The 18,800-nt window shown below is 66.1% G+C and carries 19 protein-coding genes and 1 pseudogene; 12 read left to right on the forward strand and 8 right to left on the reverse strand.

The window, feature by feature from the left end:
• Positions 1 to 36: 36 nt before the first annotated feature.
• Positions 37 to 1,629 carry a cisplatin damage response ATP-dependent DNA ligase gene (locus WKH79_RS10700; RefSeq protein WP_341858845.1) on the forward strand — a complete coding sequence of 531 codons (1,593 nt, stop codon included), beginning with the start codon at positions 37 to 39 and terminating at the stop codon, positions 1,627 to 1,629.
• On the opposite strand, the gene WKH79_RS10705 is transcribed toward WKH79_RS10700, so the two are convergent.
• From WKH79_RS10705 to WKH79_RS10730, 6 genes are read right to left on the reverse strand one after another with little or no spacing between them, the layout of a single operon-like run.
• Complete coding sequence (locus WKH79_RS10705; RefSeq protein ID WP_341858846.1) at positions 1,619 to 1,897, reverse strand: DUF167 domain-containing protein; 279 nt, start codon at positions 1,895 to 1,897, stop codon at positions 1,619 to 1,621. The two genes, WKH79_RS10700 and WKH79_RS10705, sit on opposite strands and share 11 nt — an antisense overlap.
• On the reverse strand, positions 1,878 to 2,450 hold the full coding sequence (locus tag WKH79_RS10710; RefSeq protein ID WP_160766250.1) for a gamma carbonic anhydrase family protein: 573 nt from the start codon (positions 2,448 to 2,450) through the stop codon (positions 1,878 to 1,880). Before WKH79_RS10710 ends, WKH79_RS10705 begins: the two co-directional genes overlap by 20 nt.
• Positions 2,447 to 3,004, reverse strand: coding sequence for a GNAT family N-acetyltransferase (locus WKH79_RS10715; RefSeq protein ID WP_341858847.1), 558 nt, complete (start codon positions 3,002 to 3,004; stop codon positions 2,447 to 2,449). The genes WKH79_RS10710 and WKH79_RS10715 overlap by 4 nt, the downstream gene beginning before the upstream one ends.
• Positions 2,997 to 3,554 (reverse strand): GNAT family N-acetyltransferase, encoded by a 558-nt coding sequence (locus WKH79_RS10720; RefSeq protein WP_341858848.1) that lies wholly within the window; start codon positions 3,552 to 3,554, stop codon positions 2,997 to 2,999. The genes WKH79_RS10715 and WKH79_RS10720 overlap by 8 nt, the downstream gene beginning before the upstream one ends.
• A complete protein-coding gene (gene hemB, locus WKH79_RS10725) occupies positions 3,547 to 4,545 on the reverse strand; it encodes a porphobilinogen synthase (protein ID WP_341858849.1) in 999 nt (332 codons plus the stop codon). The genes WKH79_RS10720 and hemB overlap by 8 nt, the downstream gene beginning before the upstream one ends.
• Before the next feature lie 37 nt (positions 4,546 to 4,582).
• Positions 4,583 to 6,151 carry a M23 family metallopeptidase gene (locus WKH79_RS10730; RefSeq protein ID WP_341858850.1) on the reverse strand — a complete coding sequence of 523 codons (1,569 nt, stop codon included), beginning with the start codon at positions 6,149 to 6,151 and terminating at the stop codon, positions 4,583 to 4,585.
• 309 nt (positions 6,152 to 6,460) lie between these two features.
• Between WKH79_RS10730 and WKH79_RS10735 the strand changes: the two genes are divergently transcribed.
• From WKH79_RS10735 to WKH79_RS10770, 8 genes and pseudogenes are all read left to right on the forward strand, one after another.
• Entirely contained in the window at positions 6,461 to 8,893 is a 2,433-nt protein-coding gene (locus WKH79_RS10735) for a helicase-related protein (RefSeq protein ID WP_230832344.1), read from the forward strand.
• 13 nt (positions 8,894 to 8,906) lie between these two features.
• On the forward strand, positions 8,907 to 9,164 hold the full coding sequence (locus WKH79_RS10740) for a S4 domain-containing protein (RefSeq protein WP_050601464.1): 258 nt from the start codon (positions 8,907 to 8,909) through the stop codon (positions 9,162 to 9,164).
• A gap of 50 nt (positions 9,165 to 9,214) precedes the next feature.
• The gene (gene fdxA, locus WKH79_RS10745) at positions 9,215 to 9,553 is read left to right on the forward strand and encodes a ferredoxin FdxA (protein ID WP_050601465.1); all 339 of its coding nucleotides are present in this window, start codon (positions 9,215 to 9,217) and stop codon (positions 9,551 to 9,553) included.
• A 12-nt stretch (positions 9,554 to 9,565) separates the two neighbouring features.
• On the forward strand, positions 9,566 to 10,348 hold the full coding sequence (locus WKH79_RS10750; protein WP_341858851.1) for a YhjD/YihY/BrkB family envelope integrity protein: 783 nt from the start codon (positions 9,566 to 9,568) through the stop codon (positions 10,346 to 10,348).
• Between the two features lie 222 nt (positions 10,349 to 10,570).
• Positions 10,571 to 11,105, forward strand: a pseudogene (locus WKH79_RS10755) (CarD family transcriptional regulator).
• Positions 11,106 to 11,234: 129 nt separating this feature from the next.
• Positions 11,235 to 11,651: a DUF2807 domain-containing protein gene (locus WKH79_RS10760; RefSeq protein ID WP_341860119.1), complete on the forward strand. Its 417-nt coding sequence runs from the start codon at positions 11,235 to 11,237 to the stop codon at positions 11,649 to 11,651.
• A 95-nt stretch (positions 11,652 to 11,746) separates the two neighbouring features.
• Positions 11,747 to 12,541 carry a head GIN domain-containing protein gene (locus WKH79_RS10765; protein ID WP_341858852.1) on the forward strand — a complete coding sequence of 265 codons (795 nt, stop codon included), beginning with the start codon at positions 11,747 to 11,749 and terminating at the stop codon, positions 12,539 to 12,541.
• A 54-nt stretch (positions 12,542 to 12,595) separates the two neighbouring features.
• On the forward strand, positions 12,596 to 12,928 hold the full coding sequence (locus WKH79_RS10770; RefSeq protein ID WP_050601470.1) for a hypothetical protein: 333 nt from the start codon (positions 12,596 to 12,598) through the stop codon (positions 12,926 to 12,928).
• Here WKH79_RS10770 and WKH79_RS10775 read toward each other — a convergent pair.
• Entirely contained in the window at positions 12,907 to 13,854 is a 948-nt protein-coding gene (locus tag WKH79_RS10775) for an L-threonylcarbamoyladenylate synthase (RefSeq protein WP_341858853.1), read from the reverse strand. The genes WKH79_RS10770 and WKH79_RS10775 overlap by 22 nt on opposite strands.
• Before the next feature lie 47 nt (positions 13,855 to 13,901).
• On the opposite strand from WKH79_RS10775, the gene WKH79_RS10780 reads away from it, so the two are divergent.
• A complete protein-coding gene (locus tag WKH79_RS10780; protein ID WP_341858854.1) occupies positions 13,902 to 15,638 on the forward strand; it encodes an acyl-CoA dehydrogenase in 1,737 nt (578 codons plus the stop codon).
• Position 15,639: 1 nt separating this feature from the next.
• Here WKH79_RS10780 and WKH79_RS10785 read toward each other — a convergent pair whose 3' ends face one another.
• Complete coding sequence (locus WKH79_RS10785) at positions 15,640 to 17,100, reverse strand: PQQ-dependent sugar dehydrogenase (protein ID WP_341858855.1); 1,461 nt, start codon at positions 17,098 to 17,100, stop codon at positions 15,640 to 15,642.
• 76 nt (positions 17,101 to 17,176) lie between these two features.
• On the opposite strand from WKH79_RS10785, the gene WKH79_RS10790 reads away from it, so the two are divergent.
• Together WKH79_RS10790 and WKH79_RS10795 are read left to right on the forward strand one after the other, a co-directional pair.
• A complete protein-coding gene (locus WKH79_RS10790; protein ID WP_341858856.1) occupies positions 17,177 to 17,659 on the forward strand; it encodes a GAF domain-containing protein in 483 nt (160 codons plus the stop codon).
• 121 nt (positions 17,660 to 17,780) lie between these two features.
• Positions 17,781 to 18,758: a glycine zipper 2TM domain-containing protein gene (locus WKH79_RS10795; RefSeq protein WP_341858857.1), complete on the forward strand. Its 978-nt coding sequence runs from the start codon at positions 17,781 to 17,783 to the stop codon at positions 18,756 to 18,758.
• The last annotated feature ends 42 nt before the right edge of the window (positions 18,759 to 18,800 follow it).

Consider the following 18,800-nt stretch of genomic DNA (forward strand, 5'->3'; position numbering starts at 1 on the left):
TGCTTCCCGCCTCCATCGCCCGCCCCCGGACATAGCATGGAAGAGTTCGCCGCCCTGATCGACGCGCTGGTCTATACGCGCAGCCGCAACGAGAAGCTGCGGCTGATCGCCGAATATCTGCGCGCGACGCCCGATCCCGATCGCGGCTGGGCGCTCGCCGCGCTGGCCGACGGGCTCGACTTTCCCGCGGTCAAGAGCTCGACCATCCGCAATCTGCTCAAGGACCGGGTCGATCCGGTGTTGTGGACGCTCAGCCGCGATTTCGTGGGCGATACCGCCGAAACCGCCAGCCTGCTGTGGCCCTCGCCCGATCGCGAGCCCGATCCGCCTTCGGTCAGCGAGAGCGTGGACCTGCTGTCGGCGATGAACCGCAAGAGCGTGGTGGCCGAACTGCCGCGCCTGCTCGACCGGCTCGACGCCGCAGGCCGCTATGCGCTGCTCAAGCTGGCCACCGGCGGCATGCGGATCGGCGTATCCAGCCGCCTCGCCAAGACCGCCTTCGCGCAGGCCTTCGCCGTGTCGGTCGACGAGGTGGAGGAATACTGGCACGGCCTGGAGCCGCCCTATACCGCGCTGTTCGACTGGGCAGCAAAGGGCCAGCCGCCGCCCGACATCGACAATCTGCCGACCTTCCGCCCGTTCATGCTGGCGCATCCGCTGGAAGAAACCGTGGTCGACCTGGGCGATTACGCGGCCGAATGGAAATGGGACGGCATCCGCGTCCAGATCGTCCACGCGGGCGGGGAAACGCGCATCTACTCCCGCTCGGGCGACGACATTTCCTCGACTTTTCCCGAATTGCTCGACGTGCTGCCGTTCCCCGCAGTGCTCGACGGCGAATTGCTGGTGCGCGGATCGACGCAGGGCGGCGAGGAAGGTGGCGCCGCCAGCTTCAACGCGCTGCAGCAGCGGCTCGGGCGCAAGACTGTCAGCAAGAAGATGCTGCGCGAATTCCCCGCCTTCGTCAGGCTGTACGACGTGCTGCTGCTCGATGGCGAGGACCAGCGCGAACGGCCCTGGACCGATCGCCGCACCACGCTCGAAAAGCTGATGGGGCGGCTGCCCGACAGCCATTTCGATATCAGCCGGGTGGTGGAAGCACGCGATTTCGACCATCTCGCGCAAATCCGCGAAGGCAGCCGCGACGACGCAATCGAAGGGCTGATGCTCAAACGCAAGGACAGCCCCTATATCGCCGGGCGACGGGTGGGCTATTGGTACAAGTGGAAACGCGATCCGCTGCTGGTCGATTGCGTGCTGATGTATGCCCAGCGCGGCAGCGGCAAGCGTTCGAGCTTCTTTTCCGACTACACCTTCGGATGCTGGGACGGGGATCCGGACCAGGGGGCCGACCTGCTGCCGGTGGGCAAGGCCTACTCGGGGTTCACCGACGAGGAACTGAAGAAGATCGACCGCCATGTGCGGCAGAACACGGTCAACCGCTTCGGCCCGGTGCGCGAGACCGAGCGCAAGCTGGTGTTCGAGGTTGCATTCGACAGCGTCCATGCCAGCAAGCGCCACAAATCGGGCCTCGCCATGCGCTTTCCGCGCATTCACCGGATCCGCTGGGACAAGCCGCCGCACGAAGCGGACCGGATCGAAGCCTTGCGCGCGCTGATCAGGGACTGACCGACAGAACCTTTGCGCGCGAAGTTGCGGCGCGCACAATCCGACAGCGTGACGTCGCGACCCCAAGCGCCCGCGCCACCAGTTTCTCCGTCGCTGCATTCGCCGCCCCGTTTTCGGGCCGGGCCCGGACCTTCACGGCGACGTAATCACTTTCGAGCCTGATCGATTCGCTGCGCGCGTCGGGCGTGACGCGCAGCGAAATCTCGCCCGCGCTGATCCGCGTTGCCAGAGCGGCGCGGTCGGGCAGGTCAGCGCTGGGTCGCGGCATCGACCGCGGCGGCGTGATGCCGGGCATTCTCGGCATAATGCGCCACGCCCATCCGCATGCCCGCGATCGCGGCATCGTCGAGATCGCGCATCTTGCGCGCGGGACGGCCGCCCCATAGTTCGCGCGCGCCCATGACCTTGCCTTCGGTCAGCATGGCGCCCGCTGCCAGCATGGCGTCGGAGCCGATTACCGCCTTGTTCATTGCGATCGCGCCGAGCCCCACGAAACCGCGGTCCTCGACTCGGCAGCCGTGGACCATCGCCATGTGGCCGACGAGGACGTCATCGCCGATGATGCAGGGTGCGCCATCGGGATCGCCGGGACGCTCGGGATCGCAGTGGACCACGCTGCCGTCCTGGATGTTCGAGCGCTCGCCGATGACGATCCGGCTGACGTCGGCGCGCAGCACGCAATTGTACCATACCGAGCTGTCGGCCCCGATCTCGACATTGCCGATGATCGTGCAACCGGGCGCAATGAAGGCGCTGTCGTGGATACGCGGCGTGTGGCCGTGGATCGGGATGATGGTTACGCCGGGGCGGCTTGCAGTCACTTCGCGCTCTCCCATTGCTCTTGCGTGAGCGAATACTGGATCGTCGGATTGTCCTCGGCCGGGAAGGCCGGGTCCGCGAAATCGAGATCTTCGCGGCGGACCATGCCGAGCTTTTGCATCAGTTTCCAGCTTCCGGCATTGGCGTGGCTGGTCAGCGCGACGACGTGCGGCGCCGCGATGCGTGTGAAGGCCCAGTCGAGCACCGCGCGCATCGCCTCTTCGGCATAGCCGCGCCGCCAGCGATCCTCGCGCACCAGCCAGCCGATCTCGTGATCGCCGACATTGGGCGCCAGTGGGTTGTCGACGCGCTTGATCCCGCAATGCCCGACCATCTCGCCGCTCGCCTTTTCGATCATGAACAGGAAGCTGAAGCCCTCGCGCGCGTACATCGCCATCGCCTTGGCGTGTTTCGCCTCGATTTCGTGCAGTTCCTTGACCCCGCCGAGCCGCGCCATGACCGCCGGCGTGTTGAGCAGGCGGTCCTGTCGGGCGGCGTCGCTTTCCTCCATCGTGCGCAGGATCAGCCGGTCGGTTTCGGCGATGATATCAGCCACGATGGGCTGTCCAGGACGCGCGATCGACCGAATAGACGATGATCACCGGGTCCTCCTTGTCGAACTCCGCATTGTCGAAATCGAGATCGTCGCGGCGGCGCATTCCCAGCCGCTGCATCAACCCCCAGCTGGCCGTGTTGCGCTGAACCGTCATGGCGATCACCTCTTCCGCATCGAACCGGTCGAAGGCAAGATCGAGCGAGGCGGTAGCAGCCTCTTTCGCATAGCCCCTGCCCCAGGCGTCTTCGCGCAGCCGCCAGCCCACTTCCATCATGCCGAGCGGGCCGCCCGCCTGATTCGCACGCTTGAGACCGCAGAAACCGAGGATCGCGCCATCGCTGCGGCGCTCGACGCACCAGAAGGTGTGGCCATGTTCGCGTTCGTAGGAAAGCAGACGCTGCTGCGCCGCATCGCGCTTCGCGGCATCGCAAACCCCGCCCAGCCAGCGCATTACGCCGGGCGTATTGGTCCCCTCCCAGAAGAACGGCCAGTCTTCCTCACGCCAATCGCGCAGGATCAACCGGTCGGTCTCGTGGCGAAACTCAGCCATTGAGCAATTGGGCGGCGCGCGGCGCGTGATAAGTCAGCACCCCGCTGCACCCGGCGCGCTTGAACGCGAGCAGCTTTTCCATCAGGAGCGCATCGCGGTCGCCCACCCCGGCGGCCGCGCCGACCTCGATCAGCGCATATTCGCCGCTGACCTGATAGGCGAAGACGGGCACGCCGAATTCCTGCTTGGCGCGCCAGATGATGTCGAGATAGGCGAGGCCCGGCTTGACCATCACGCTGTCGGCGCCCTCGGCGATGTCGAAAGCGATCTCGCGCAGCGCTTCGTCGCCATTGGCAGGGTCCATCTGGTAGCTTTTCTTGTCGCCCTTGAGCAGGCCGCCCGAACCCACCGCGTCGCGGAACGGACCATAGAAGGCGGAGGCGTATTTGGCCGCATAGGCCATGATCTGGACATTGGGATGGCGGTTCATTTCCAGCGCCATGCGGATCGCCTTCACGCGGCCGTCCATCATGTCCGACGGGGCGATGATATCGGCCCCCGCATCGGCCTGGTTGACCGCCTGGTCGACCAGCACTGCCACCGTATCGTCATTGACGACATAGCCGGCCTCGTCGAGCAGCCCGTCCTGGCCGTGGCTGGTATAGGGATCGAGCGCGACATCGGTGAGGATGCCGATATCGCTGCCGCAGGCATCGCGGACCGCCTTGATCGCGCGGCACATCAGATTGTCGGGATTGAGCGCCTCGGCCCCGTCGTCGCTGCGGCGATCGGGCTGCGTGTTGGGAAACAGCGCGATGCAGGGGATGCCCAGATCGACCGCCTCCTTCGCGCGTTTGGCGATGTGGTCGACCGACCAGCGCGACACGCCCGGCAGGCTGGTAACGGGTTCCTCGACCCCGGAACCATCGGTGACGAACAGCGGCCAGATCAGATCGGCGGGCGTCAGCACGGTTTCGCGGTGCATGGCGCGGCTCCAGCCGTTGGCGCGTGTGCGGCGCAGGCGGGTGGCGGGGTAGCTTGCTTGGGTCATCGCGCGGCAATGCCGCATGCGGACGCGCGGTGCAATCTCAGCCCTTCTTGGGCGGGCCGAGCTTGTCGATCTCGCGGATCGGTTCCTGCGCAGCGACTTCGGCCGCAGTCTGTTCGAGCGCGGCAAGCGCGGCGCCGGGTTCGACCGTCTTGATCCGCGCCAGCGCTTCCCTGAAGCGCCGCAGATCGGCGCCGGCCAGCTGTGCGCGCGTGACATATTGCACCGATGCCGGGTCGATCGCGCGGCCGCCGCGGTACATTTCGTAATGGAGGTGCGGCCCGGTCGACAGGCCGGTCGAACCGACATAGCCGATCACCTGCCCGCGGCGCACGGCCTGGCCGCGATTCACTGCGATGCGGCTCATGTGGCAATAGCGCGTGTCGATCCCGCTATCGTGACGCAGGCGCACGGCATTGCCGCAGCCGCCCATGCGGCCCGCGCCGGTGACGCGGCCATCGGTGACCGCGACGATCGGCGTGCCGTGCCGTGCCTTGAAGTCGAGCCCCGCATGCATCCGGCGATAGCCGAGGATCGGGTGGCGGCGCATACCGAAGGCCGAGGTCGTCCGCCCCGGTACCGGTGCCATCAGCCCGCCGCGCTGTTCGCCCACGCCCGAGGCTTCGTAGAATTCGCCGTCCTCGCCCCAGCGCATCAGCTGGACGCGCGGCGTGTCGTCGCGCTCGAGCCCGGCATAGAGCAGTTGGCCCGCCTGCCGATCGCCGGTGGCGGCGCGCCGGTGTGCGACGATGAAATCGAACGTGTCGCCCGCGCGGATATCGCGGTCGAGATTCACATATTGGCCCAGCGTCTTGAGATAGGATTGCACCGCGCTGGCGGGGGCGCCGGCCGCGCGCGCCGAACGATAGAGGCTGTCGCCCACCGTGCCGCGGATCCGCAGCGGGGTCTCGTCGACGCGAATGGCTTTCTTGGTCAGCGCCAGATCGGCGCCCTCGGTGAAGCGGCCAATTTCGAGCGCGAGGTCGAACCGGGCGCGGAAATCGAGCGCCTCGAGCGGGCGCGGCGCGCCCGGTGCCGTACGGCGGCCCAGCGTGATTCCAAAGGTAGTCCCCGGCTGGATTTCCTCAAGCGGGACCGCGCCGCCCACCAATTGGGCGACTCTTGCAGTGTCGTCGCGGCCCACCCCGGCACGCCGTAGCATGCGTTCGAGGCTGTCGCCGCGTGCGAGCGTGGTCACCAGTTCGAGCGTGGGGCGTTCGGGCGCCGCCGCGAGCGGAGCAGCCAGCGTAGTCGCGCCCATGCGCCGCCCGCTGTCAGCGCCAAGCGCGAGCGGCAGGATCATCTGGCTGCGGTATTCGTCGCGCACGGCATCGTCGACATGGGCCGATGGCGCCGCCTCGAGCGGGGCAAAGCTGGGCCAGAAGGCGAGTGCGACGGCGGTCAGCCCAACGAACGTCCCTACCCCGCGCACCCAGCGCCGGCTGCCGATATCGCTGCCGAGATCGGGCGCAAGGTCCAGCCCGGCCAGTCGTACGGACAGGCGATCGCGCACCGTCGTCCACGAAGTGGCGGCGCGCGGTTCGTCGGCCAGAATCTGGTCATGCGCCAGCGCGGCCGCGTGGGGGCCCTGCGCGGAGGGTGCCGGCAAAGCCTGTCCATCATCGGTGTCCGCTGGGGACCTGTACACGTGCTGTGTCCCTTCCGTCCGGAGATCCGGCGCTACCGCGCGCGCACGGCCTGATTGGTGCGCGTCTGCCCGCTTTGCTTGGCAAAACAAAGTAAAGGCAGCCTTAACTTGCGGCCATGCGAGTCGAGCTTGCGACGAGCCGAGCACAGCACCGGCCGGGTGGTTGCGCGCTGCGGCGCGGACTGCCACCTAGGGCGCGTGCAGCGCAGCGCGATCAAGGCGGTCCTCGGGCCCACGAACACCGGCAAGACGCATCTCGCGATCGAGCGCATGGTCGCGCATTCGAGCGGCTGCATGGGCTTTCCGCTGCGGCTGCTGGCGCGCGAGGTCTACGACCGGGTCCGGGCGATCAAGGGCGATGATGCCGTCGCGCTGATCACGGGTGAAGAACGGATCGAACCCAAGAATGCGCGCTATATGTGCTGCACCGCCGAAGCCATGCCGCGCGACGGAGCCGGGGCGGCATTCGTGGCGCTTGACGAAGCGCAGATCGGTGCCGATCGCGAGCGCGGCCATATCTTTACCGACCGGCTGCTGAACACCCGCGGCCGTGAGGAAACGATGCTGCTCGGCGCGGCCACGCTTGAACCGCTGGTCCGCCAGCTGATCCCCGAAGCGGAGATATCGGACCGGCCGCGGTTTTCCACCTTGACGCATATCGGGCCGCGCAAGCTCTCGCGCCTGCCGCCGCGTAGCGCGATCGTGGCCTTCAGCACCGACCAGGTCTACGCCGTCGCCGAGATGCTGCGGCGGTTTCGCGGCGGGGCGGCAGTGGTGATGGGAGCACTCAGTCCCGAAACCCGCAACAAGCAGGTCGCGCTCTTCCAGAGCGGCGAGGTCGACTACATCGTCGCGACCGACGCGATCGGCATGGGGCTCAATCTCGATGTCAATCACGTCGCCTTTGCCGGGCTGACCAAGTTCGACGGCGTCCGCATGCGCCGTCTGCTGCCTGCCGAGATGGCGCAGATCGCCGGACGTGCGGGCCGGCACCAGCGCGACGGCACTTTCGGCACGCTGTCGGGCATGTCGAAGCACGGCGCGGCGCCCGAGTTTACCGAGGAAGAGGTCTATGCGATCGAGGAGCATCGCTTCGCCCCGCTGACTCATCTTTTCTGGCGCGATCCCGAACCGCGCTTCGATTCGCTGGCTGCGCTGATCGCCGATCTCGAGACGCCGCCCGACGACCCGGTGCTGCGGCTTGCGCCCGAGGCGATCGACCTGGCCACGCTCAAGCGGCTCGCCGACGAACCGGCGGCCGCCGCGGTTCGCGGACCGGGCATGGTGCGCCGGTTCTGGGAGGCCTGCTCGCTGCCCGATTTCCGCCAGCGGGGTCCCGATGTGCATGCGCGGTTCGTCGCGCGGCTATGGCAGGATCTCGGTCGCGGCTATATCGGCGCGGATTACGTCGCGGCGCGGATCAGCGAACTCGACAATATGTCCGGAGACATCGATACGCTGCAGGGCCGTATCGCTGCGATTCGCAGCTGGGCCTATATCTGCCAGCGACCCGACTGGGTGCTGGCGCGAGACGAGATGGCCGCGCGTGCGCGCGCTGTCGAAGCCAAATTGTCCGACGCGTTGCATGCGCGGCTGACCGAACGATTCGTAAACCGGAGGACCGCAATCCTGATGAAATCATTGGGCCAGGATGCCGGCATTTTGCCGATCGAAATTGGCGAGGATGGCGCCGTGACCATCGAGGGCGAGGCGCTCGGCCAGGTCGAGGGACTGCGGTTCAGCGTCGATCCGGCCGCACGCCACGAGGATCGCCGGATGTTGCTTGCCGCTGCCGAAAAGGGCTTGCCCAAGCTGCTGGGCGAACGCGCCGAAGCGCTGGCCGCATCGGACATGGCCGAGCTGGAGCTGGCGCGCGGCGCGATCCGCTGGAGGGGACAGGTCCTGGCGCAGCTGGAGCAGCGCGAGGGCACGGTGTACCCGTTGATCAAGCCCGCACGCGAAATTACCGCGCTGCCCGAAGCGGCGCAGGCGAAGCTGGTGGCCGCGCTGGAGAGCTGGCTGGCCGGCAAGCTGGCCCCGCTCGAAGCGCTCGAGAAAATGCATCACGCGGCAAGCAACCCCGATGCGGGGTCGCAGGCGCGGGCGCTGCTGCTCAACCTGATCGCGGGGCATGGCTACGTCACCCGCGAACAGGCCGGGCTGGAGCATCTGCCCAAGGAGATGCGGCCCTTCCTGCGCAAGATCGGCGTGACCTTCGGCGCGCTCGACATCTTTGCCCCCGCCCTGCTCAAGCCGGCACCGCGGCAATTGCTGCATGCGCTGGGCCGCGATCGCCGGCCACTGCAGGAAGCGATGCTGCCAGTACTGGGCGAGATCAAGAAACTGCCGTCCGGCTACCGCCATGCGGGGACGCAGGCGATCCGGATCGATCTGGCAGAGAAGATCCTGCGCGCCGCCCACGAAACGCGTGCGAAGGCGCAGGCCAAGGATCGCCGGCGCAAGTTCGTGCTCGATTACGCGCTGCCGGTTTCGATCGGGCTCGAGGAAGGCAATATCGCGCGGCTGCTTGGCAATGCGGGCTTCCGCGTGCAGCGGGCCCAGCCGCAGGCCGAAGGGCAGTTCGGACCGCCCCGCCCCGATCGCTGGGAATGGCGCCCTTCGCGCCGCAAGCAGGAACGCACGAAACCCGCCCGGCCCAGCGAGGGCAATGCCTTTGCCGCGTTGGCAGATCTGGTCCGCTGATGGCGACCGCTGAATGAGAATCGACCGGCTGCTGTGCTACCTGCGCTTCGTACGCACGCGCAGCGCTGCACACCGGCTGGTCGACGAAGGGCACATCCGCCGCAATGGCGAACGCGTCACCCGCGCCTCGCGCGATATCCTCGAAGGGGACGTGCTGACATTGCCGCTCGGCAATTCGGTCAGGCTGGTCGAGATCATCGCGCTTCCCGAACGGCGCGGTGCGCCGCGCGAGGCCCGGGCGTGTTATCGGGAGCTTGACCCGGGCGGATAATTCCCCCTAGCAGCGCGGTCTGGAATGATTTTCGAGGGATTACGCTACTCATGACCTATGTCGTCACCGATGACTGCATCAAGTGCAAGTACACCGACTGCGTCGAGGTCTGTCCGGTCGATTGTTTCTATGAAGGCGAGAACATGCTCGTCATCAATCCGAGCGAATGCATCGACTGCGGCGTATGCGAGCCCGAGTGCCCGGCGGAAGCGATCCTGCCCGACACCGAGGACAATCTCGAAAAGTGGCTCGAGCTGAACACCAAGTTCAGCGCCGAATGGCCGAACATCACCCAGTCGAAGGAACCGCCCGCAGATGCCGACGAGCACAAGGGCGAAGAGGGCAAGTTCGAGAAGTTCTTCTCGCCCGAACCCGGCGAAGGCGACTGATTGCCGCGCCGCGTGCTGGCTGACCTGAAAGCGGCCTGGCAGGCCGGCAGCGCAGACAATATCGGGATCGTGGCCGCGGGCATTGCGCATTACGCGCTGCTTGCGCTCGTTCCCGCGCTGGGGTCGCTGGTGCTGGCCTACGGCCTGTTCGCCGATGCCGCGACGGTGGCTTCGCATATCACACTGATTTCCGCGCAGCTGCCACCTTCCGCGGCCGAGCTCATCACCGACCAGCTGGAAAGCGTGGCGCAGGGGTCGAGCGGTGCCCAGGGCGCCGGTTTGCTGGTCGCGCTGGCGATTGCGCTGTTCGGAGCCCGCAATGGCGCCCGCTCGCTGATGACCGGGCTGAACATCGCCTTCGGCGTCGACGGCCCGCGCGGATTCCTCGGGGGCAATCTGATGGCTCTTGCTATCACTGCGGCTGGGATTGCCGGCTTGGTGCTGACCGCGGCAGCCAGCGCGGCGCTCGCCAATATCGCCGGCATGTTCGGCAGTATCGCCAGCTTTCTTCTCCTGCTTGGCGCCGCAGCGCTTGCCGCTGGTCTGCTCTATCGCTTCGCTCCCCATGCCCCCGCCCCCGCCTGGGCTGCGATCTGGCCGGGCGCGTGCTTCTTTGCGGTGACCTGGCTCGCGGCAACCGCCGCCTTCGGCTTCTATGCCGCGAATTTCGGCAGCTACAACGCGACCTATGGCGCGCTTGGCGCGGTGGTTGCGCTGATCACGTGGTTCTGGGCCACCGGCTTCCTGTTGCTGCTGGGCGGCGAGCTGACCGCACTTCGCAACCGGCGCAGCTGACACGCGCCGGGCGATTTCCGCCGGACTCGCAATTTACCACAAGCTGTGCTATATAATGCAACAACTGCGCCGGTTTGCTCCCGGCCAGGTGTGAGAATTGAAAGGGCAGGTCACCAGCAACGTCACCACCGGCGCCCGACCGCATCCCGCCAAGGGCTGCGGCCAGAGGCTTCGGTCATGCCGTTGCTGGCCGTAGGCTGCTCGGACGAAAGGAAAGATTGCATGGCAAGCAAGGCTGATGCCTTCGACGTTGGCGATTACGTTGTTTACCCCAAGCACGGCGTTGGCCGTGTCATCGAACTGCAGAGCGAGGAAATCGCTGGCATGCAGCTCGATCTTTATGTTCTGCGCTTCGAGAAGGAACGCATGACGCTGCGCGTTCCGGTCAACAAGGTCAGAATCGATCGGCATGCGCAAGCTGTCGAGCGACAAGACGCTCAAGGAAGCGATGGAGACGCTCAAGGGCAAGCCCAAGGTCAAGCGGACCATGTGGAGCCGCCGTGCGCAGGAATACGAGGCGAAGATCAATTCGGGCGAAATCGTCCTGATCGCCGAGGTCACGCGCGACCTTTTCCGCCCGGATGACCAGCCCGAGCAGAGCTATTCGGAACGCCAGATCTTCGAAGCCGCCTCGAGCCGCCTCGCGCGCGAACTCGCCGCGATGGAAAAGACCGACGAGCCGACCGCGCTCGAGAAGATCCTCGACGTGCTGCGCGAACATGCGCCGCAATATTACGAGAACACCGAAGACGCGTAAGCGCATTCGCAATCATTCGGAAAAGGGGCGCTCACCAGCGCCCCTTTTTCGTTCGGCATCGCAATTGGCAAAGCATCTCTGCCAAGCGATTACATTTGTCGACGAACGCCGGCGGCCGGGACGGCGCGGATCGAAGTGTCCGCCCCCGCCATAAGGCGCGCGCACCTCGCCGGCTCGGGTCGGCTAACCGTATCCGATCTCGATGGCGAGACGGGCCGGGCCGCAGTCAGCGGGTCGGGCGAACTCGCGATCGAACGGGTCCACGTGGGCAGGTTGGTAGCAAAGATCGCAGGCTCGGGCGACATGCGGCTGGCCGGCCGCGCGGCATCCATGCAGGTACAGATCGCCGGCAGCGGTGATCTTTCCGGCGAAGCGATGCAGGTGACCGACGCGGAGCTGGCGATCGCCGGGTCCGGCGATACCCGGCTGCAAGCCAGCGGACGCGTTTCCGCCAGTATCGTCGGTAGCGGCAATGCCGCAGTCACCGGCACGCGCGATTGCACGCAGAACCGCATGGGATCGGGCCGTCTTACCTGCACGCGGTGATCTGCTTTGCCCGTTCCCCCCACATGACTTGAAGCTTTGGCCATGCTGTATTATATCAGCAACACGCAGCAACCGGTTTAGGAGGATCCATCGCAATGATACATCGACTGCTCAAAGGCTTCGCCCCATTGGCAACGCTTGCAGGAGCGATGCTGGTATCGGCATGCGATGGGGTGGACATCCAGATCGGCGATTCCGATGGTGTCCCGCTGGCCGAACTCGACATGACCGGCGCGCCGCCCAGCGAACTGGTGTTTGCCGGCCCCGACAAGGTTATCGTCACCAAGGGCGACACGCTCGACATCGACGTATCGGGCGATGAGGATGCAATCGCCGAGCTGCGCTTTTCGCTCGACGACGATGCGCTCGGTATCAGCCGCGAAAGCAGCGACTGGGGCGGTACGGGTATCGCGACCATTCGCGTAACCACGCCCGATATCAGCACGCTGGTGCTCGCCGGATCGGGCGACGTCGAGGTGGCATCGATGCAATCGGCGGCGGACAGCGCGGTCACGATCGCCGGTTCGGGCAAGGCCCGGATTGCCGATCTCGATGCCAAATCGCTCGACCTCACCATTGCCGGATCGGGCAATTTCGAGGCCTCGGGCAGGGTCGACCAGCTCGACCTGACGATCGCCGGTTCGGGCAAGGCCGATATGGCCGGCCTGCAGGCGGGCGGCGCCGACATCACCGTTGCCGGATCGGGCGATGCCGAATTCGCTTCCGACGGCAAGGTCGAAGCCTCGATCATGGGTTCAGGCACGGTCACGGTGAACGGACGCGCCGATTGCACCGTCTCCTCTATGGGTTCGGGCAAGCTCAACTGCCGCGCAACCAGCACGGCGGCGCCGAACGACGAGCCCGAGGCGGAAGCCGATCCGCAGGCCTGAGTTGATCGACGGCCAGGCGATTATCGGCTAGGCGGCGCAGCGAAAGGAATTCGCATGCGCCGCCAAGCTCTCATCCTGCTCTTGCCCGCCACGCTCATGCTGGGGGGCTGCCTCGCCAAGGCAGTGGTCGACGTCGCGACGGCGCCGGTCAAGGTCGTCAGCAAGGGTGTGGATCTTGCCACCACCAGTCAGTCCGAGGCTGATGAAAAGCGCGGCCGCGAAATCCGGCGGCGCGAGGAACGTCTCGCCAAGCTCGAACGCGACTATGAGAAGCAGCTCGACGATTGCGAGGATGGCGATCGCCGGGCGTGCGATGACGCCCGCGACACCTATGCCGAAATGCAGCAGATCATCCCCTCGATCCCCTACGAGCCCGAGGACGACTGATCGGGCGGCGTCGCCGCGCGCTGCAAACGGTCGTTGATCGCGATGCCGATGCCTTCTGCGGGGATCGGCGCCACCGCGATACGTGGTTTGGGCGATCGCGCACCCAGGTGAAGACACGCGTAGAGCCGCGCAGCCGCTTCGGCCAGGTCGCCGCTCTCGGACAGCGAACAGTCCCCGGCGATGTCGCCGAACCCGATCACGAAGTCGTCTGGCGCAACTTGCGTCGCCATCAGGCGGACCGGCTTGCCCGGCGCGTAATGGCTGGCGAGCTGGCCGGGTGCCTCGATACCCCCGCCCGCGCCCTTGCCCGCATCCAGTTCGACGGGCCCGGGGCGCAGGATTTCGATCGTTCCGTCGCCGCGCACGGCTGCGATCGTCGATTCGAGGCCGCGCTCGCATTCGCCGCCATCGAGCACCGCTTGGATCCGGCCATCGAGCGATGCCAGCACATGCGCGGCCGAAGTCGGGCTGATATAGCCGCTGCGATTGGCCGAAGGCGCGGCGAGCGGCAGGCCGGTCTCCTCCAGCACTCGGCGCATGACCGGATGGGCCGGCATGCGCAGCGCGATCGTGTCGAGCCCGGCAGTCACTGCGGCAGCGAGGCCCGCTTCGGACTTGCGCGGGAGAACGAGAGTGAGCGGGCCGGGCCAGTATGCCTGCGCCAATGCTTCGGCCTGCGGCGAGAAGTCGGCGAATTCGCGCGCCGCGTCGAGGCTGGCGACATGCACGATCAGCGGATTGAAGCTCGGTCGCCCCTTGGCCGCATAGATGTCGGCCACGGCGGCTTCGCTGTCCGCCCGGGCAGCAAGGCCATAGACCGTTTCGGTGGGGACAGCGACCAGGCCTCCGGCACGCAGAGTTTCTGCGGCACGTGCAATGCCACTTTCCTCGACCCGAAGCGTTTCCGTAACGTATTTGCCCCTCATGCGTGCGCGCTATATCTGCACGCCAGCCAAAGCCAAGAGGAACCGAAGTGACCTATACCCCCGCCACCCAGGACCAGCTGCTCGCCATCCGCGTAAACGCCGGGATCGAAGAGCTGGCGCAATCCGAACGATTTGCTGCCGCCGAGCCCGATATGGTCGAAGCGATCGTAAGCGGCATTGGCGAATTCGCTGCCGGCGAATGGGCCCCGCTCAACCGGGTGGGCGACCTCGAAGGCGCCAGGCTCGAAAATGGCACGGTCCACTTGCCGGATGGCTTTGCCGAAGCTTACGAACATTACGTCGAGCAGGGCTGGAATGCGATCGCCGGCCCCGTCGAATTTGGCGGCCAGGGCCTGCCCTTCACGCTGTCTTGCAACGTGCTCGAGAATCTCGGCACGGCCAACATGGCGTTCAACCTGCTGCCCATGCTCAGCGTCGGCGCGATGGAATCGCTCGAACACCACGGGTCGAAAGAGCTGCAGGAAAAGTACCTGCCCAAGCTGGTCAGCGGCGAATGGTCGGGGACGATGAACCTCACCGAACCGCAGGCAGGCTCCGATGTCGGCGCGCTGCGCACCACCGCCCACCCGATCAAGGACGGCGAACATGCGGGCAAGTACCGCATCAAGGGCCAGAAGATCTACATCACCTGGGGTGAGCACGAGCTGGCGAAAAACATCATTCACCTGGTCCTCGCCCGCGTGCCCGATGCGCCGGAAGGAAGCCGGGGCATCTCGCTATTCATCGTGCCCAAATACCATGTCGAAGCCGACGGTTCGCTCGGCAAGCGCAACGATGTTCGCTGTGTCAGCATCGAACACAAGCTCGGCATCAACGCCTCGCCCACCTGCGTGATGTCCTATGGCGACGAAGGCGAATGCATCGGCGAACTGGTCGGCGCGGAGAACCGCGGGCTCATGGCGATGTTCACGATGATGAACAACGCGCGCATCAATGTCGGCAATCAGGGCGTGCAGATCGGCGAGCGTGCCACCCAACAGGCCCAGATGTACGCACGCGAGCGGATCCAGTCCGCGCGGGCCGGTTCGCCCGACAAGGCCCCCGTCGCCATTCTCGAACATCCCGACGTGCGCCGCATGCTGCTGCGAATGAAGGCGCTGACCGAGGGCGCTCGCGCACTGCTCTATTACACCGCAGGCCAGGTCGACCGCGGGACGCTGGGCAATGACGATGCCAAGGCGCGCGGCGAAGTGCTCACCCCGCTGATCAAGGCATGGGGCACCGATATCGGCATCGAAGTCGCCAGCCTTGGGGTGCAGGTGCATGGCGGCATGGGCTTCGTCGAGGAAACCGGCGCGGCGCAGCATTGGCGCGATTCGCGCATCGCCCCGATCTATGAAGGAACCAACGGCATCCAGGCTGCCGACCTCGTCACCCGCAAGCTGGGGATGGACGGCGGCCAGGCGCTGTCGGCACTGATCGCGGATATCGCGCGTGATGCCGGCGACGAACCCGCGCTTGCCGCGCTGGCAGCGGATTGCGAAGTCGTCGCGGGATGGATGCGTGACGAGGCGAGCCTTGACGATCGCCTTGCCGGATCGGTGCCGTTCTGCACCATGTTCGCTGTCGCCGTGGCGGGGTGGCAATTGCTGCGCCAGCGCCGGGCGATTGGCGACAGCGACAGCGCACAGGCTACGACCAAGACAGCGACGGTGCGTTTCTTCCTCGACCGTATCGTGCCCGAGGCCAGCGGGCTCCGGGCCGCAGCGACGGCGGGGGCCGAACCGCTCTACGCGCTGACCGCCGAACAGTTCGTCGGCTGATCTATTCGGCGGTCACGCGCCGCGCAAAATCGTCTTCGCCGAAACTCGCTTCCTGCCCGCGTAGCTCACGCTGCGCGGGTAGCCGGTCGCCGGTGACCCGTTTGATCGCGTCCTGCGCCTCGGCTTCCGGGGCGTAAACCCGCCAGATGATCCCGGCGGTGTCATCCGAAACCAGCAGCGATCCGTCGGCAGCCCATTCGACCCACGTCGGCCGGCCCCGCGTGGTACCATCGTCCTGCAGGAAGCCGGTCAGGACCGGTTGCGGCTTGCCGATGGGATTGCCGCGTTCGTCGAAGGCGACATAGACCACGTCGTAGCCCGAAGGCGGCTTGCGGTTCCACGAGCCGTGCCGTGCGACAAAGGCGCCGCTGGCGAAATCGGGACCCATTTTCGCGCCGCCTTCGCTGAACACGAAACCGAGCGCCGCGACATGCGGACCAAGAGCGTATTCGGGCGTGCGGACGTAGCTGAGCGCCTGCGGAATGGGATATTTGACGCGGCGGTCGAAATTGTCGCCGAAATAGATCCACGGCCAGCCATAATGAACGCCCACCGGGACATTGGTGAGGTAATCAGGCACGAGGTCGGAGCCGAGCATGTCGCGTTCGTTGACCGTGGTCCATAATTCGCCCGACCACGGGCTGAAATCGAGCCCGTTGGCGTTGCGCAGGCCAACCCCAAAGACGCGCTGGCGCCCGCTTTCGAGATTGATCTCCCAGATCAGCGCACGGCCTTCCTCGATTTCGAGACCGTCTTCGGCGATATTCGATTTCGAACCCACTGCAGCATAGAGCCGGTCGCCATCGGGATGGAGCGCGAGATTGCGCATCCAGTGTCCCGTGCCCTCGGCAAGATCGGCGATCTTGCGCCCTTCACCGGCAAGTCGCGTTGCGCCAAGTTCGTAATCGAAGGCGAGCACCTCGTCGTGATTGGCGATGTACAGCGTGCCATCCCCCCAGGCGAGGCCGGACGGCGAGATCGAGACCCTCCCGCAGGACGAACCGGCGTTCCGCAACACCGTCGCCATCGCTATCGCGCAGGAGCACGACCTGGTTGGCGCTTTCCCCCCGGCCCCGGCCTTGCGGAACAGGAAACCGGCAACGAGATCGCGGAAGAAGTTGCTTTCGCCGCTATCGATCTTGGGCGCGCGGGTCAGCGAGACCAGGATATCGCCATTCGGCAGGGCCTGCAGCGTGCGCGGATGATCAAGCCCGTCGGCAAACCGGGTGACTGCCAGTCCCTCGGCAGCGGTCGGCAGTTCATCGTCACCCCAGCCGACCGGCTCGGCAATCGCGACCGTGGGAATGCTTTCTTCTTCGGGTTCGTCGAGCGTCGGGTCGGTGCCCACCGTCTCGTCGAAGGCGACATCGGCGGTGTCGCCGCGGGTGAGGAAATAGCCGGCGACCACAGCGACCAGCACAATGACGAGGAGCGCGATGCCCAGTTTCTTGAGGATACCCATGGCGCTGGGATAAGCGAGCCGCGTGCCGCGGGCAATGGGGCTTGAAGCCGGGGCGCGCCGCGCTACATCGCCCACCATGTTTGATTTCCGACCCGACGCGGGAACGCCCAAGCCCGAAGCCTATCGCCAGCTGCTCGACGCGGCGGAGGCGCTTACTGCCGGCGAGCGCGATTCGGTGGCCAACATGGCCAATGTCGCGGCGCTGCTATGGGACTTCCTCCCCCAGCTGAACTGGGCCGGATTCTACCGCATGGTCGATGGCGAACTCGTGCTCGGCCCCTTCATGGGCCGCCCGGCCTGCATCCGCATCCCGCTGGGCAAGGGCGTCTGCGGGACTGCCGCGAGCGAAGCGATGACTCAGCTGGTGGAAGACGTTCACGCCTTCCCCGGTCACATCGCCTGCGATTCGGTGACCAATTCGGAACTGGTGGTGCCCGTCCTGCGGGATGGGAAGGCTATTGCAGTGATCGATCTCGACAGCCCCGAGAAGGGCCGCTTCGACCAGCACGACGCTGCCGGAATCGAAGCGCTCGCAGCGATGCTCGCCGATCGCATCTGAACCGGCTGCCCCATAGCGGAACACCCCGGCAGCGCACTTTGGCGTGCATGCGGGGCAATGCTAACGTGCAGGAATGGTTTCGGCATCGATCGTGATCGAGTCGCTCAAAGGAACACGCATCATGACTGTCCGCACTACCCTTCCCCTGATCGCGCTGACGATCGCGCTGCAACCGGCGCATGTTTCGGCGCAGAACACGATCTCCTACGAGACCGGGGAGTATGAGTATGCGCAGGCGCTGCCCGAACTGGACGACGACGTCGTCACCGAAACGATCGAGGCCGCAGCTGCGGACCAGCCCGTTGGCGCAGCGCGCAGCATTCCCGCACGCGCCGAGACGCCCGTATTCGTCCGGTCCCCGACGATCCAGCCGATCGATCCCTCGCAGCCCGAATACTACGTGTTTGAGCAAACCGAGCCGCAACCCGCACCGGCCGTGCGTTCGATTGAGAATCGCAGCGCCGTGCCTGCAGTGCAGCAAGCCCAGCCGACCTATGTTTACATCCAGCAACCACCGCAGGTGGTCTATGTCTATCCGGCACAGCAAGGCATGGTGACGCAGGCTGCGGGCGGCGCTTCGCGCGTCATCTACCGCGATGGGTCCGCGGGCGGCGCCCAGCCGCAATATGCCGGGGGCTACCAGCCGGCGCCAAACGCTACCTCGGTTTATCTGCCTGCCGGATCGCAGGTCGTCGATTTCGATCGCAACGCCTGGATCGAGGAATGCCGGGCGCGGCTCGACACCTATGAAAACGACAGCGAACGGGGCGAAATCATCGGCGCCCTGCTTGGCGGGGCAGCGGGCGGTTTGCTCGGCAACCGCATCGCGGGAAGCGGCAATCGCACCGCCGGCACGTTGATCGGCGCAGGCGCAGGCGCGCTGGCCGGCATGGCCGCCGGCGATGCGATCGAGGACGGCTCGCGTCGCCGCAGCGACAGCCGCAGCCAGTGTCAGGCCTATCTCGACGATTACATGCAGCGGGCCACGGCCGATGCCGGCGCAACGCAGTACAATCAGCCGGGCCAGTACATGCTGGTGCCGGTTACCGTCGAAGTGCCGCAGATGAGCGTCTACCGTGACGGGACGCCCGCCAACTGATCACGGCTTCGCAGCCCGTAGTCAGTTCGCGCGAAAGCGTTC

Origin of the sequence: Qipengyuania sp. GPGPB31 (assembly GCF_038396345.1) — a bacterium.
Lineage (GTDB): Bacteria > Pseudomonadota > Alphaproteobacteria > Sphingomonadales > Sphingomonadaceae > Qipengyuania > Qipengyuania citrea.